Below are 15,223 nucleotides of genomic sequence, written 5' to 3'. Positions count from 1 at the left end.
TCAGGCCCCCCGTCGCGTCGACGCGTGGGGGCGGGTCGCGGCGGGTCGCCAGCGGTCGAGTGCCGCGCCGAGGGCGACCAGCAGCCAGATGGGCAGGTAGTACTGCTCGCTGAGGAAGGTCGCGGCGACGAGCGTGCCGACCAGGGCCACGCAGACCGCCGTCGCCAGACCGGGGTCGGCCCCGGGCTCGCTCGAGGAGCGACCCCGCCACGCGCCGATCGCGCCCGCGCCCAGCAGGCCGACGAAGGCGGCGAGCCCGAGCAGGCCGAGCTCGCTCGAGACGTCGAGGTACATCTGGTGCACGACGTCGAGGTGGACGGGGTTCGAGCTGCGACCGAGGTCGTACGCGGCGAACTCGGTGCGGAACCCGCCGGGCCCCGTGCCGAGGAACGGGTGGTCGACCGTCATCTCGGCCGCCAGGGTCCACGAGGTGTAGCGCGACTCGACGTTTGAGTCGGCCACGAACTCCTTCTCCGCGAGGCTGCGCTCCACGAGGTCGGGGGCGGAGACGGCGACGACACCCAGCGCGACGGCGACGGCCGCGAGACCGAGGCCCACGTCGCGCCAGCGGACCAGGCCGAGCACCAGCGCGACGACCAGCATCGCGGCGACGCCGAGCATCGCGCCGCGCGAGAACGTGGCGGCGATGCCGACCGCGAGCAGCACGATGGCGAGCGCGCCCAGCCAGCGGCGGCGACCGCCCTCGCGCCACAGCAGCAGGGCGAAGGGCAGGGCGCACACGAGGTAGAAGGCGAAGTCGTTGGCGTCGTCCATCGGGCCGTGCGCGCGACCGCCCTCGGTGAAGAAGGTCACGAGCCCCACGACGGAGGCGGCCGAGCAGGAGGCGAGGAAGACCATCGCGACGCGGCGCGGGGGCAGGGAGGTGCGCATCGTGTCGACGAGCACCACGAGCACCGCGAGGTAGGAGGCGTAGCGGCCCGCGACCTCGATGCCGGCGGCACCGTTGAAGCTGACGGTGAACGAGGCGAGCACCGCGGTCGCGAGCAGGCCGGCCCACACCAGCACCGGGTGCCGCAGGGCGACGGGTCGACGGTCCACGAGGATGCGCACGAGCCAGGCGGCGAACAGCAGCAGCCCGACGACCTTGACGCCTCCGGGGACGGAGGCACCGATCAGGTCGCCGAAGGGCTCGACCGCGACGTAGCAGAGCACGGTCCAGGGCAGGCGCACCATCAGCACGCCGACGACCAGCAGACCCGCGATCCCGAGGGCAGTGGCGGTCGGGGCGGCGACCAGCACGGCCGACGCGATCGCGGTCACGACGACGATCGCGGCGGCCGAGACCAGCCGGTGCAGGCGGGGACCGGTCGGCACCTCGGCACGGCCCGGGGGCGTCACCGCGCCGAGCTCGAGCTCGTCGTCGGAGGTCTCACGGAGCCAGGGCGCCTCGTAGCGCTCCGACGTCTCGGGGCCCGCGTCGCGGGCGGGGCTCACCACCGGGGCACCCGGTGGCGGCGGGTGCGCTCGACGACCCGCATCCAGGTGTAGGCGCCGTCGAGCTGCCGCTGGAAGTCGTCCGCACGGTCGAAGGCGAAGGCGCGGCGCAGCGTCAGGGGGTCCTGTCGGCGGCCGTTGCGGCCCCGCTCGGTCGTGACGGCGGCGAGGTACCCGGCGCGCTCGGCCTCGGCGCGGATCTCGGGGGTCACGCCGCCCATGGGGTACGAGAACGACAGGACGGGCTGCTGGAGCAGGTCCTCGAGCTCGACCCGCGAGCGGTGGACTTCCTCGGCGGCGTCGGCAGGACGCAGGCCCGGGAGCCAGCGGTGGGTCACGGTGTGCGACCCGATGTCGAGCCCGTCCGCGGCCGCGTCCTGCAGCTCGGACGCGGTCACGAGGCGGGTCAGGTCGGCGTCGGGCGCGTGCTCGTGGTCCCACGGGAAGCGACGGCCGGCCTCGAGGTAGCCGCTGACGGCGTAGAGCGTGGCCGGGAGTCCGCGCTCGCGCAGCTCGGGCCAGGCCTTCTCGACGACGCTCGCGTAGCCGTCGTCGAAGGTCAGGACGACCGAGCGCGACGGCAGCGTGCCGTCGGCCCGGCGGCGGACCGCCTCGAGCAGCGGCAGCACCGTGGCGCCCCAGCCCTCGATCGCGTCGAGGTGACGACGCAGGTCGTCGAAGGACGTCGTGAGACCGTCCGGCGCGTCGCCGATGCGGTGCCAGCCGAGCATCGTCAGCCCGCGGACGGGCGAGACGACACGAGCGGCGGGGCTGACGATCTGACCGGCGAGGCGGGCACTGGTTCTCATGGGTTACTCCTCAGGGCGGTGACCAGCGCGACGAAGCGACGCCGCGAGGTCCACAGGGGCAGGGCATAGGCGGCCACCATCAGGACGCCGACGAGCAGGAGGCCGGGCACCGACACGACGGACCACGGCATGAGCGCGTGTGCCACGAGCCCCGTCGCCGTCATCGCGGCCGCGCCGATCAGCACGGGCCGCAGGACGACGAGGATGCGCACGAGGTCGATCCCCTCGATCCGGCGGCGCACGACGAATCCGGCGACGACGGCCGTGACCAGGACGGCCACGAGCTGGGACACGGCGACGAGCTCGACACCTCGGCCCGTCAAGGTCACCAGCAGACCCGTCAGCAGGGCGAGGTGCAGCAGGTTGAGCACCAGTCCGTCGCGGGTGCGGGACACGGCGTTGAGGGCCGTGATCAGCAGGTGGAGCGCCGTGAGCGCGAGGCCGTAGAGCGCCAGCCAGCGCAGCGCCGGGACGCCGGGCTCCCACTGGTCGCCGAGCAGCGCGAGCTGCGGTGCGAGCAGCAGCATCCCGAGGTGCAGGGGCACCGAGATGACCGAGAGCGCCACCGCGACCTGGCCGACGGCACGGCCGACGGCAGGACCCTCGAGGCGGCAGAGGAACGCGAACGCTGCTCCGGCCACGACCATGCCCACGACCAGGAACGGCATGTAGGCGAGGCGGAACGCCATCGAGTAGACGCCCAGGTCCGTCGCGCCCAGCTGGTGGGCCACGATCACGTAGTCGACGTTGAGCATGAGCAGCTGCACGATGTTCGCGCCGGCGAGGCTGCCGCCGTAGGCGACGAGTCCGCTGACGTCGGAACGGCGCCAGCCGGGCAGGACCGGTGGGCGCATCGCCCAGCACAGCAGCATCACGAGCACGGCCTGCACGAGCTGGCCGACCACGAGCGAGTGCACGCCGAGACCGGACGCAGCCAGCACGACCGAGACCGTCGCGCCGGTGATGCCCGAGATGATGTCCGGGAAGACACGGCGCTTGAACGCCAGGTCGCGGCGCAGCAGCTCCTGGCTCACGCCGGCGACGCTGAGGAACGGCAGGCAGAGCATCAGGCCGCGGATCACGGAGGCGCCGTCGGGGCCCGTGTTCAGGACCTCGGCCATGGCGGGCGCGATCGCCCACACCACGGCGGTCAGGACGAGCGCGGAGCCGAGCGCCACGGAGAGCGCGCTGCGGGCGGCGCGGTCGACGTCGCCGCGCCAGTACACGAGGGCGGTGCTGCTGCCGAGGTCGGTGATCGAGGACGTCACGTTCAGCACGAGTGCACCGATCGCGAGCACGCCGAGCGCGCTCGGCGCGAGGATCGCCGCGAGGATCAGCAGGACGATCGTCTGCGACGCCTTCACGACCCCCGCGCCGAGCCCGAGCCAACCCGCACCCTTGGCCGCCTCGGCGAGCACGGGCTCGTCGAGGTCGGGCTCGCGGAGCACGGGCTCGGGGTCGCGGAGGTCGGGGTCGGTCTCTCCCTCGATGTGCTCCTCGGGACGGTTCATCCGTCGCTCCCCGCGCGCCGCAGCGCCACGCCGTCGACGACGCCGAAGCCCGCCGCACCACCGGTCGGGACGAGCGAGACCGCCGGCGTGCCACCGATCGCGCGGTCGTAGGCGCGCAGCAGGTGCTGGGCCTGCGCCTCGGCCGAGTGACGGCCGGCGAGAGCGAGCGACGCGTCCTGCGCGGCGACCCAAGCCGGCTCGTTCGCGAGCGCCTCGAGACGGGCCGCGAGGGCACCAACGCCCCTGGCCAGACCCGGCAGGGCGAGGCTGTCGAGCGCCGGCTCCGAGCGGATCGCGAGCGGCAGGCCGAGGCTCGCGGCCTCCAGGATGCTGATGGGTGCGGCCTCCCAGGCGGCCGTGTGCACGTAGACCTGGGCCTCGGTCAACCGGTCGAGGACCTCGGTGCGATCGATCCATCCCGAGACGTCGATGCCGGCGTCGTCGAGCTCACGCACGCCGGACTCGTCGCCGTCGCCCAGCCACTCCCACGTCGCGTCGAGACCGATCTGGTCGTCGACGAAGCGCTTGAGGTGCACGAGGTAGCGCCAGTCCTTCTGCGCGCACACGCGACCGACGGTCACGATCCTCATGGGCGAGCGGAACTCGGCGTGGGCGCGCGGCACGATCGTCGCGCGGTTCGGCACGTAGGCGAGCGCGTGGTGGCCGATCTCGGCCGCGAGGTCCATCTCGTGCGGAGCGACCGCCAGGAGCAGGTCGGTGCGCGGGGCCAGGACCCGCTCGATGGTGCGGAAGGCCCGTCGGGCGAGCCCGCTCACGTCGCGGCGCTCGAAGGCGAAGCAGTGCGGGCTGTACACGATGCTCGGCAGGTCCAGGCCGGCCATGCGCACCACGACGCCGGCGACGGAGGAGTGCGCGTGCACGACGTCGGGGTACATCTCGCGCACCAGCGCCCTGAGCTCGCCGATCGCCACCGCCGGGTTGCCCGACATCGGGTGGACGCTGGCAAAGTGCCGCGCCGTGTCGATGCCCACGTCGTGCTGATGACGCGGTCGGGCGTACAGGTGGTGGTCGATCTCAGGAGTCGCCTCCACCATGGCCGTCACGGCGGAGGTCACCCCTCCTCCGAGTGCCTCGGAGACGTGCAGGACGCGCATCGGGGCTCCTGCTCTTCACGGGTAGCCGGGGTCGCGGAACAGCGACCCCAGCGGACGGCCGGCGGGCGGCGGGGGCAGCGTGCCGGCGGGCGGGGTGGAGTCGTCCTCGTCGTCGCCCGGGGTCTCCTCGGACTCGTCCGGGGTCTCCTCGACGGCGGTCTCGGCCGCGTCGTCCGCGGGCGTCTCATCGTCGGTGGACTCGGTCTCGGCGACCTGCTCGTCCTCGGACGTCGCCTCGTCGGCCGAGGTGTCGTCGCCCTCGGTCTCGTCAGTCTCGTCGGCCTCGACCGGTCCACGGACGGGCACCGGCAGGACGATGAGCTCCAGGTCGTCGTCGACGAGCCCGGACCGCGACCAGCTCTGCGGATCGACGGCGATCGGCGCCTGCTCGGCAGCCGCGGCGCGGCTGGCCTCGGCCTGCTCGACGACCTGCTGCAGCGCCTCGAGGTGACCGCTCATCGACTCGACGAACGACGAGATCGTGACGGCGAACTCCTGCATCGTGCCGTGGGCGGCGCTGACGACCTCGGTCGTGCGGCCGAGGGCCTCGGCGGCCTGGGCGCGGTGCGCCTCGGCGTCACGGGTCGCCAGGGCGGCGGCGCGGGACACGTAGGTCTCGGCGGAGGCGCGAGCCTCCTCCATCGCGGTCGCGTAGGCCGACTCGCGGACGTCCTCCGCCTCGCGGTGGGCGGCCTCGGCGAGGTCGGAGACGACCGTGGCGATCGACTCGCGCTGACCCGTGGCCCACCGCTGGATCTCGGCCATGGCCTCGGCGGCGTGCGACTGGGCCTCACCGGTCAGGCGGGCTGCGATCTGGCGGGCCTCCTCGATGATCGCCGCACCGGCGGTCGAGGCGCGCTCGCGCTCCTCGGTCGCCAGCGTGAGGAGGCGCTGGGCCTCCTGGCGCGCGCTGGAGGTGGCCGCGAGGGCGTCGCTGTGCTGCTGGACCTCGTCGGTCACGCGGCGCAGTGCTCCGCCGCCGGACTCGCCCGCGGAGCGAGCGACCTCGTCGAGGCGCCGGAGCAGGGTGTCGATGTCGACGTCCTCCGACGAGTCGCGGGACCGCGACCGGCGGGGGGCCACGGGCGGAACCGCGTCGGCGGCAGGGCCGTCAGCGGAGTCGGAGCTGGTGGAGTCGTCGGCCTGGTCGGTGACCTGGTCGTCGACGGATCCGGCCGTCTGGCCGTCGGAGGCAGTGGCTCGGGTGTCGGCGTCGTCCCCGAGGTCGTCCTTGTCGCGCTTGAACATGTCCCTCTAGTGCAGGGAGACCCCGGTCTGATCCATCCGGATCCAAACTTTCTGAAACTTTTTTCGCGGATCGCGTCATGTCGACGATCTGGCCTGCCGTTCCAGGCGCTGCGCGGAGAGATCAGTCGGCGGTCGTGGCGCCGTCGGCGCGTGAGCGAGCGACGACGGACCGGTAGACGGCACCGGCACGGCGGCGCAGCAGGCCGGCCAGCAGCGTGGCCGCCAGCAGTGCTCGACCGCGCACGCCACGCGCCACGCGCGCCCGCAGCAGACGCCGCTCGTCGGCCACGAAGGAACGCTTGTAGGACTCGTCGCCCCGCAGGAAGTCGATCTCGTGGAACCCGTCGGCAGCGGCGTCCATGATCGCCTCGACGTCGAGCACCGTGCCGATGTGGTTGTACGAGGGGTCGTCGACGACGCGGGCGGTCTGGTAGACGCACAGGCGCCCGCCGGCGGCGAACAGCACCAGCACGGCACCCGTCGCGCCGTCCTTCTCGCCGACGTACACCCGCACGCCGCCGGCGGCGGTGCCGAGCTCGACGGCACGCAGGATGCGTGGCAGCTCGCGCGCCAGCTCGACGCGGTCGTCGCGGACGCGGTGCAGCGCCGCGAAGGTCTCCATCGCGGCGGGGACCTCGTCGTCGGCGAGGCGGCGGTGGATCACGAGCGCGTTGTCGAGCCGGCGCCGGTACTTGCGGCTGCTCTTGGCGAAGCTCTTCGAACGAGCGGCGAGATACGCCTCCGGGTCGGCCGCGAGCTTCTCGTAGGGCGCGACGTCGACGACGTCGACCCGCGCCTCGGGCGCGATCGCGCCGGTCACGAGCGCGTCCTCGCGGATTCCGTCGAGGTCCAGCACCCGGGCCCCCGGTCGACGCCACCACGTCCTCAGCGCGGCCGAGACCTCGGCCACGCGGTCCGGGTGCGCCACCACGTCGAGGTGGTCGGGGCACAGCTTGCCGCCACCCTGCACGGTGAAGCGGTCCACGCCGAGCACCCGACGCCGGCTCAGCGCCCAGCCGCCGACGAGGGTCTCGCCGTCGAGGACCAGCACGAAGTGGTCCTCCTCGGTCGCGACGCCCTCGATCCACCACGACATCAGGAACGGCGTCGGCAGGGGGAGGGTCGCGGCCAGGGCGTCCCAGGCGGGGGCCCGGTCGCCGAGGGTCGAGACCTCGAGGATGCGCAGCGCACTCATGCGGTCCCCAGAACCTCGGGGCGGCGTGCCGCCCATCGCAGCGCGGAGTCGATGCCGTCCTCGAGGCCGAGACGGGCCTTCCAGCCGAGCAGGTCGACCGCGCGGTCGACGTTGGCGAAGGCGCCGACGGCGTCGCCGGGGCGCGCCTCGGCCTCACGCACGGGCACGGGCGAGCCGTGCACCGCCTCGAAGGCCGTGAGGAGCTCGCGCACCGTCACGCCGGCACCGGTGCCCAGGTTGATCACGACGCTCGGACGGCTGTCGTCGACGAGCTCGTCGAACCGCTCGACGGCGCGCACGTGCGCCTCGGCCAGGTCCCACACGTGCACGAAGTCGCGCAGGCCGGTGCCGTCGCGGGTCGGGAGGTCGGTGCCGGTGATCGTGAACGCGTCGAGCTCGCCGCGGGCGGCCATGACGAGGCGGCCCATGACGTGCGACGGCTCCGGGAGGTGGACGCCGGAGTCGAGCTCCGGGTCGGCGCCGATGGGGTTGAAGTAGCGCAGCACGACGGCGCGGAGGCCGCTCGCGGCGGCGAGGTCTTGCAGGACCTCCTCCATCATCCGCTTGCTGCGGGCGTACGGCGACGCCGGCGCGAGGGGGCTCGACTCGTCGACCTCGAAGGACGCCGTCGGCGCGTAGACGGCGGCCGACGAGGAGAAGACGACGCGGTGCAGACCGAGGGCGTCGAGCTCGTCGAACAGGTCGAGGGAGGCGGAGACGTTCGCGCGGTAGTAGGCAGCGGGCTGCGCGATCGACTCCGGCACGACGATGCGGGCCGCCATGTGGATCACGGCGCCGAGGTCCGGGTGCTCGTCGACGATGCGGCGCAGCAGGACCCGGTCGGCGACGTCGCCCTCGTAGAAGATCCGGTCGCGCACGAAGGCCCGGGGTCCGGTGCGCAGCGAGTCGAGCACGACGGGGACGTGCCCGGCGCGCTCGAGTGCCTTCGCGGTGGTGGAGCCGATGTAGCCCGCACCACCCGTGACGAGAACCTTCATGGGTTGAAATCTGGCACGCGGAAAGGCCGTGCGCAGGGTCCCGAAACTCACGTGCTCCCGGTGGATCAAACCGCCTCCGGACCGACACCGCGCGCGGATCAAGAGGTCGGGTCAGAGCGCTCTCGACGTCGGACGTCCCGAGGCGCGAGACCAAGAAATCCCACGGAATGGGACGGGCGGAGCGGCGCGGGAACCGGAGGTGATGCATCCGGGTCGCCCCGGGAACCGGAAAGCATCATTCCCAGTGCCCGACCGCCGAGGACCGATGCCTCGCGGTCGCTGGGGCCACCCGAATGCATCATCTCCGGTCCTGACGGAGTCCGGGCGGCGTGCGGACATTGGTGAGCCGCGGCCCACCGCTCCTGGTCCATGCCGCTTGTCCCGCGGGGACGCCGAGCCGCTTCCACCCGCCGCCCCTCTCCCGAACCTCGGCGGATCCACCGGGGCGCCGCTAGCGTGACGGCATGACCTGGAAGACCGACGACATCGGCGACCTCTCCGGCACGCGCGCCCTCATCACCGGGGTGACCGGAGGCCTCGGCACGCAGACCGCGCTCGAGCTGGCCCGGCACGGCGCCTCGCTCGTCGTGACGGCCCGCGACGCGGCCAAGGCGGACGCGACGCTCGAGAAGCTGCGGCGCGAGGTGCCGGACGTCGAGGTCGACGTCGTCACGCTCGACCTGGCCGACCTGGCGTCGTCACGATCCGCGGCCGACCAGGTCCTGGAGTCCTATGACCGCATCGACGTGCTCGTCAACAACGCCGGCATCATGACGCCGCCGTTCCGTCGCACGGTCGACGGCTTCGAGCTGCAGATCGCGACCAACCACCTCGGCCACTTCCTCTGGACGGCGCGCCTCTGGCCGCTGCTGCGCGCGTCGCAGGCCAGGGTCGTGGCCGTCAGCTCGATCGCCCACACCACCGTGAGCGGCATCGACCTGCGCACTCTGACCCCCGAGGGCTCGCCCCGGAGCTACAAGCGGCTGCAGTCCTACGGGGAGTCCAAGCTCGCCAACCTGCTCTTCGCCCAGGAGCTGCAGCGCCGCTCCGCGGCCGCCGGCACCGGCGTCGTCAGCGTCGCGGCGCACCCCGGGTACGCCTCGACCGAGCTCACCAAGACGGGCTTCTCCGTCGGGGGCGGCAACCCCCTCACGTTCCTCATGCACCAGGTCACCAAGGTCGTCGCCCAGTCCGCGCGCGCCGGGTCGCTGCCTGTCCTCCAGGCGGCGACCGACCCGGCCCTGAAGGGCGGCGAGTACCTGGGACCCCGGGGTCTCGGGGGCGTCCGCGGCAAGCCCGGACCCGCCTCGATGACCCGTGCCGCCCGCGACCCCGAGCTCGCCACCCTGCTCTGGGAGGCGTCCGAGCGGGCGGTCGGCGAGACCTTCACGGTGGCCTGATCCCGCCGTCGTCCGGAGTCGCTCAAGATGCGTGGCCGGCGGAGTTGACATAACGTAGAGCCCGATGAGCCCAGACATGAGCACGAACATCACGTCCACCCCGACCTTGGAGCAGGCGCTGCCCGACACCAGCGGCCCCTACGTGCGGCCCCTCGAGGCCGCCGACTTCGACGCGGTCATCGACATCAACCAGGGTGCCCTGGAGGGCGTCGGCCCGCTCGACCGCGAGTCGCTGGCCGCCCTCGTGGCCGAGGCCGACGACGCGCTGGTGCTGGACGACGACGGCGCGATCGCCGGCTTCGTCATCACGCTGCCCCCGGGCGCCGACTACGACTCCAGCCGCTACCGCTGGTTCGAGGACCGTCTCAAGGACTACGTCTACCTCGACCGCATCGTCACCGCCTCCACGCACCGCCGCCAGGGCGTCGCCTCGCGTCTGTACGACGCGATCGAGGGCGACCTGCCGATCGGGCTGGAGATCTACGAGACCAACGACGGATCGATCGCGTTCCACACGGGACGCGGTTACCGGGAGGTGGGCCGCCTCGAGCACGAGGGCAAGGTCAACCTCATGATGCTGCGCACACGCTGACGCAGCAGCCCCCCTACGTCGCCGCGGTTCCGGTCTCCGGGACCGCGGCGACGTGCTTGCGGGTGCGGCGACGCGCCCGCCAGATGTTCGCGAGCCCCAGCGCCCAGAGCACGTACTGCGCCGACATGGCCCACCGGAACGCCTCGGACGTGTAGTCCGATCCGCTCGGGGTGCGCCAGTCCAGGATCAGCCCGATCGCCACCACCAGGAGCAGGCTCGCGAGGAAGCCGCCCTGGTTGATGATGCCGATGGCGGCGCCGAGCCGGACGTCGGGATTGAACTCGCGCCCGTACTCGAAGCCGATGACCGAGGCGGGCGCCCCGATGCCCACCACCACGACCAGCGCGACCAGCAGCCAGGTCGGCGCGTCCCCCGGCCACGCGAGCACGACTCCCCAGGCCGCGGCCATCGCCACGACGATGCCCATCACGAGGTCCGAGCGGCGGTAGGGGTGCCGGGACGTGATCAGTGCCAGCACGGGCCCGGCGATCACGAGGGCGACGACCAGGAGCGTCAGCAACAGGCCGGCCTGCTCGGACGTGCGGCCCTCGCCGCGCACGAAGAACGGGTACCCCCAGAGCAGGGCCAGGGTCGTGCCGCTGAACTGCGTGGTGAAGTGCGTCCAGAAGCCCAGCCGCGTGCCCGGGTGCCGCCACGACTCCGCGAGGCTGAACCGCACCGACGCGACCGAGATCGCGGGTCCGGGACGCCGCCACGTGCCGGGGGCGTCGCGGATCACCAGCAGCACGAGGACCGTGACGAGCACCCCCAGCCCGGCCGCGGTGAGGTAGGCGTTGGTCCAGCCCCAGTGCCGGAAGGCCCACGTCATGGGCAGCGCTGCGGCGATGGCGCCGACCTGGCCCGTAGCGCCGGTGAGCTGGGTCATCAGCGGCACGCGCGGGCCCGCGAACCAGGTCGCGATCAGCCGCAGCACGCAGGTGAAGGTGAGGGCGTCGCCGGCGCCGACCAGGACCCGGGCCGCGACGGCGGCCGGGTAGGAGTCGACGTAGGCGAAGCAGGCCTGGCCGATCGTCATCACGACGGCACCGATCACGAGCAGGCGCCGCGGACCGAACCGGTCGAGCGCCAGGCCGACCGGGATCTGCAGGCCGGCGTAGACGATGAGCTGCACCGTCGTGAAGGTGGCGAGCTGGGCCGCCGAGATGCCGAACCGGTCGGCCGCCTCGAGGCCCGCGACCGCCAGGGACGACCGGTGGAAGACGGCGAGGAGGTAGGCCGCCAGCGCGACCGCCCAGATGAGGGCCGCCGACCCCTGACGATCTCGCCTCAGCAGCACCCGCTCATCCTAGGTCCCCCGAGACGTGGTCACTCCGGCACCGCCTCGCGGCGGAATCCGAGGCCGGAGCGACCACGTCTCGCGGGATCAGACGGTCAGGGCGAGGGCCGGGTCGTGCAGCAGGTCGGCCACGTCGCGCAGGAAGCGGGAGCCCTGCGCACCGTCGACCGCGCGGTGGTCGAAGCTCAGCGCGAGCGTCGTGACCCAGCGCGGCACGACCTGGTCGTGCTCATCCACCCACGGCTTGCGCGTGATGGCCCCGACGGCCAGGATCCCGGTCTGCCCCGGCGGCAGGATCGGGGTGCCGGCATCGACGCCGAAGACCCCGATGTTGGTCACCGTGAAGGTGCCTCCGGCCATCTGGGCCGGCTGGAGACGACCGCTGCGCGCCACCGCGACGAGCTCGCCGACCTGCTCCACGATCCCGCGGAGGTCGAGGGTCTCGGCCTGCGGCACGACCGGCACCACGAGCCCTCGGTCGGTGGCCGCCGCGACCCCCAGGCCGACGTGCTCGGGGATCGTCAGGGCGTCGTCGCCCCAGACGGCGTGCAGCTCGGGCGTGCGGCGCAGCGCGAGGCAGACCGAGCGCAGCACCAGGTGCAACGTCGAGACGGGGACGTCGCGCCACTCCCGCTCGCCGCGCAGGCGCTCGACGAGCTCGACCGTGCGTGAGACGTCGACCTCGACCCACTCCGTGACGTGCGGCGCGGTGAAGGCCGAGGCGACCATCGCCGCCGCCGTCACGCGGCGCACGGCGGTGTGCGGAACCGTGCGGTCCCCCGCGCTCGGCGCAGGCGCAGGCGCAGTCGCGGGGGCGGGGGCGGGCGCCGCAGCGGCGTCGCCAGCCACCCGAGACGCGTCGCCGTCGTGCGACCGCACGAAGCTCTCCAGGTCGCGGCGGGTCACGATGCCGTCGCACGGGACGCGGGCCAGGTCGACACCCAGGCGGCGGGCCAGCAGCCGCACCGGCGGCGCGGCACGCGGACGCTCCACCGTCGCGGTGGCCGTGGCACCCACGGCGGCGGGCACGGCGGCTCGCCGGCGTCGCCGACCTCCCGACGCCTCGTCCTTGGGCCCGTAGCCCACGAGCATCTCGGGTGCCTTCTCCTCGGCCGCGGCGTCCGCCACCTCGGCGGCCTCACCGATCGCGACGATCGGCGTGCCGACCGGGACGGTGCGACCGGGCTCCACGAGCAGGTCGGTCACGGTGCCCGCGAACGGGCTCGGCAGCTCGACGACCGACTTCGCGGTCTCGATGTCGACGAGCACGTCGTTGACCGCCACGACGTCGCCGACCGCCACGTGCCACGTGACGATCTCGGCCTCGGTCAGGCCCTCACCCACGTCGGGGAGACGGAACTGCGCCATCAGAGGGCCTCCCCGTCGGAGCCGGCGGTGAAGGTCGCGTCGACGGCGTCGAGGATGCGGTCGACGTCCGGCAGGAACTCCTCCTCGACGCGGCTCGGCGGGTACGGCATGTCGTATCCCGTCACCCGGCCCACCGGGGCCTCGAGGTGGAAGAAGCAGCGCTCGCCGATGCGAGCCGCCACCTCGGCGCCGATGCCGAGCGTGCGCTGGGCCTCGTGCACGACGACGACGCGACCGGTGCGGCGCACGGATGCCATGACGGGCTGGAGGTCCAGCGGCGAGAGCGTGCGGAGGTCGACGACCTCGATCTCGCGGCCCTCCGCGGCGGCGGTCTCGGCCGCCGCCAGGCACGTCGCGACCATCGGGCCGTACGTCACGAGCGTCGCGTCGCTGCCCTCGCGGCGGACGACCGACGACCAGGTCGGCGCCGGCTGGTCACCGACCTCGCTCGACTCCCAGTACCGCCGCTTCGGCTCCATCAGCACGACGGGGTCGTCCGACGCCACCGCCTCCTGCACCATCCAGAACGCGTCGTGCGCCGTGGCCGGGGTCAGCACCTTCAGGCCCGGCGTCATCGCGAACTGGGCCTCGGGGCTCTCGGAGTGGTGCTCGACCGCACCGATGCCGCCGCCGTAGGGGATGCGCACCACGATCGGCATGCGCACGAGCCCGCCGGAGCGGTAGTGCAGACGCGCGACCTGGTTCACGAGCTGGTCGTACGCCGGGTAGACGAAGCCGTCGAACTGGATCTCGACCACGGGGCGGTAGCCGCGCATCGCCAGCCCCACGGCGGTGCCCATGATGGCCGACTCCGCGAGAGGCGCGTCGATCACGCGCGCCGCCCCGAAGTCCTTCTGCAGTCCGTCGGTCACACGGAAGACGCCGCCGAGCGCGCCGATGTCCTCACCCATCAGCACCACGTGCGGGTCGGACTCCAGGGCCGCGCGGAGGCCGGCGTTCAGGGCGGCCGCGATGCTCATGCGCGTCATGACGCCGTCTCCTCCGTGTCGAGGGCCTTCCAGGCGATCGCCGCCTCCTGCTGCTCCCGCAGCTCCGGCGTGGTCTCGACGTGCACCAGGTCGAACAGCGCCGCGAGGTCGGGCTCGGGCAGGGTGCGGCACGCAGATCGCAGCCGCTCCCCCAGGGCCTCGGCCTCGGCGTCGAGCTCGGCGAGCTCCCGCTCGAAGGTGCCGAGCGAGTCGAGCAGGACGCGCACCCGGGCGATCGGGTCGCGCGCCTCCCAGTACTCGGTCTCCTCCCCCGCGCGGTAGCGCGACGGGTCGTCGGAGGTCGTGTGGGCGCCGCGACGGTAGGTGACCGCCTCGATCACGGTCGGGCCGTGGCCGTCGCGAGCCCGGCCGAGGGCCGCCTCCATGACGGCCTGCGAGGCCAGCACGTCGTTGCCGTCGACGCGCACGCCGTGGATGCCGAAGCCGGCAGCGCGGCGCACGAGCGGCACCGTCGTCTGACGACTGGTGGCGGTCGAGATCGCGTACTGGTTGTTCTCGATCACGAACACGAGCGGCAGCGAGAACGACGCGGCCCACGACATCGCCTCGAGCGTGTCGCCCTGGCTCGTGGCCCCGTCGCCGAGGTAGACCGCCACGGCCGCGTCACGCGAGGAGTCGGCATGGCCCACGGCCTCGTCCATCAGCACGCCCATCGCGTAGCCGGCCGCGTGCAGGGTCTGGGCGCCGATGATGATCGCCGGCAGCGCGATGCCGTGCTCGGCCGGGTCCCAGCCGCCGTGCTCGGTGCCGCGGTAGATCCCGAGGAGACGCTCGGGCGGGACGCCGCGGACCCAGGCGACGCCGTGGTCGCGGTACGTCGGGAACGCCATGTCCTGCGCGCGCAGGGCGTGGGCGGTGCCGACCTGGACGGCCTCCTGCCCGAGGCACGGCGGCCACAGGCCGAGCTCGCCGTGGCGCTGCAGGGCGTAGCCCTCGGTGTCGATGCGACGCGTCAGGACCATGTCGCGGTACAGCGCGAACAGGTCGGCGTCCGTGCCGGACCAGCCGGCATCCGCGTGCTCCACCCGCGCGCCCTCGGGCGTCAGCAGGCGGACGAGGTCGGACTCATCGCTCTCGGTGGGCAGGGACGGGTTCATGGGATCCCCCAACGTCGGCCGACGCCGGGGTCTCCGGCGGCAGTGTCGGTGGTTCGCCGCCGACCAGGTGAGGACGGGCGACGTGACCTAGGTCCCACTCACGCTAAGGGAGGACGGGCCCTTCGGGA

Annotated in this window: 13 protein-coding genes; 2 read left to right on the top strand and 11 right to left on the bottom strand. The window is 73.3% G+C overall.

Annotation, left to right across the window (positions count from 1 at the left end; genetic code table 11):
* The 7 genes from LO931_RS08585 to galE all read right to left on the bottom strand — a co-directional run bounded on the left by LO931_RS08585 (nt 1) and on the right by galE (nt 8,331).
* Nucleotides 1-1,458, bottom strand: a complete 1,458-nt coding sequence (locus tag LO931_RS08585) for an O-antigen ligase (protein WP_229052991.1) — start codon at nt 1,456-1,458, stop codon at nt 1-3.
* The gene (locus LO931_RS08580) at nt 1,452-2,264 is read right to left on the bottom strand and encodes a polysaccharide deacetylase family protein (protein WP_229052990.1); all 813 of its coding nucleotides are present in this window, start codon (nt 2,262-2,264) and stop codon (nt 1,452-1,454) included. The genes LO931_RS08585 and LO931_RS08580 overlap by 7 nt, the downstream gene beginning before the upstream one ends.
* Nucleotides 2,261-3,775, bottom strand: coding sequence for an oligosaccharide flippase family protein (locus tag LO931_RS08575; RefSeq protein ID WP_229052989.1), 1,515 nt, complete (start codon nt 3,773-3,775; stop codon nt 2,261-2,263). The genes LO931_RS08580 and LO931_RS08575 overlap by 4 nt, the downstream gene beginning before the upstream one ends.
* On the bottom strand, nt 3,772-4,890 hold the full coding sequence (locus LO931_RS08570; RefSeq protein ID WP_229052988.1) for a glycosyltransferase: 1,119 nt from the start codon (nt 4,888-4,890) through the stop codon (nt 3,772-3,774). Before LO931_RS08570 ends, LO931_RS08575 begins: the two co-directional genes overlap by 4 nt.
* A 15-nt stretch (nt 4,891-4,905) precedes the next feature.
* On the bottom strand, nt 4,906-6,138 hold the full coding sequence (locus tag LO931_RS08565; protein ID WP_229052987.1) for a hypothetical protein: 1,233 nt from the start codon (nt 6,136-6,138) through the stop codon (nt 4,906-4,908).
* A gap of 121 nt (nt 6,139-6,259) precedes the next feature.
* Nucleotides 6,260-7,333, bottom strand: coding sequence for a GNAT family N-acetyltransferase (locus tag LO931_RS08560; RefSeq protein WP_229052986.1), 1,074 nt, complete (start codon nt 7,331-7,333; stop codon nt 6,260-6,262).
* Entirely contained in the window at nt 7,330-8,331 is a 1,002-nt protein-coding gene (galE, locus tag LO931_RS08555) for a UDP-glucose 4-epimerase GalE (protein ID WP_229052985.1), read from the bottom strand. The genes LO931_RS08560 and galE overlap by 4 nt, the downstream gene beginning before the upstream one ends.
* A gap of 464 nt (nt 8,332-8,795) precedes the next feature.
* Here galE and LO931_RS08550 point away from each other — a divergent pair, with 464 nt between their 5' ends.
* Entirely contained in the window at nt 8,796-9,731 is a 936-nt protein-coding gene (locus tag LO931_RS08550) for an oxidoreductase (protein ID WP_229052984.1), read from the top strand.
* 76 nt (nt 9,732-9,807) lie between these two features.
* Nucleotides 9,808-10,323 (top strand): GNAT family N-acetyltransferase, encoded by a 516-nt coding sequence (locus LO931_RS08545; RefSeq protein ID WP_229052983.1) that lies wholly within the window; start codon nt 9,808-9,810, stop codon nt 10,321-10,323.
* Between the two features lie 13 nt (nt 10,324-10,336).
* On the opposite strand, the gene LO931_RS08540 is transcribed toward LO931_RS08545, so the two are convergent.
* The 4 genes from LO931_RS08540 to LO931_RS08525 all read right to left on the bottom strand — a co-directional run bounded on the left by LO931_RS08540 (nt 10,337) and on the right by LO931_RS08525 (nt 15,095).
* A complete protein-coding gene (locus LO931_RS08540) occupies nt 10,337-11,620 on the bottom strand; it encodes a nitrate/nitrite transporter (protein WP_229052982.1) in 1,284 nt (427 codons plus the stop codon).
* An 87-nt stretch (nt 11,621-11,707) separates the two neighbouring features.
* Nucleotides 11,708-12,988, bottom strand: a complete 1,281-nt coding sequence (locus LO931_RS08535) for a dihydrolipoamide acetyltransferase family protein (protein ID WP_229052981.1) — start codon at nt 12,986-12,988, stop codon at nt 11,708-11,710.
* Nucleotides 12,988-13,977 (bottom strand): alpha-ketoacid dehydrogenase subunit beta, encoded by a 990-nt coding sequence (locus tag LO931_RS08530; protein ID WP_229052980.1) that lies wholly within the window; start codon nt 13,975-13,977, stop codon nt 12,988-12,990. The genes LO931_RS08535 and LO931_RS08530 overlap by 1 nt, the downstream gene beginning before the upstream one ends.
* Nucleotides 13,974-15,095 (bottom strand): thiamine pyrophosphate-dependent dehydrogenase E1 component subunit alpha, encoded by a 1,122-nt coding sequence (locus LO931_RS08525; protein WP_229052979.1) that lies wholly within the window; start codon nt 15,093-15,095, stop codon nt 13,974-13,976. The genes LO931_RS08530 and LO931_RS08525 overlap by 4 nt, the downstream gene beginning before the upstream one ends.
* Between the last annotated feature and the right edge of the window lie 128 nt (nt 15,096-15,223).

Source organism: Aeromicrobium sp. Leaf350 (assembly GCF_916858655.1).
In the GTDB taxonomy this organism is placed as follows: Bacteria; Actinomycetota; Actinomycetes; order Propionibacteriales; family Nocardioidaceae; genus Aeromicrobium.
This window is presented reverse-complemented; position numbering and strand designations above follow the sequence as displayed.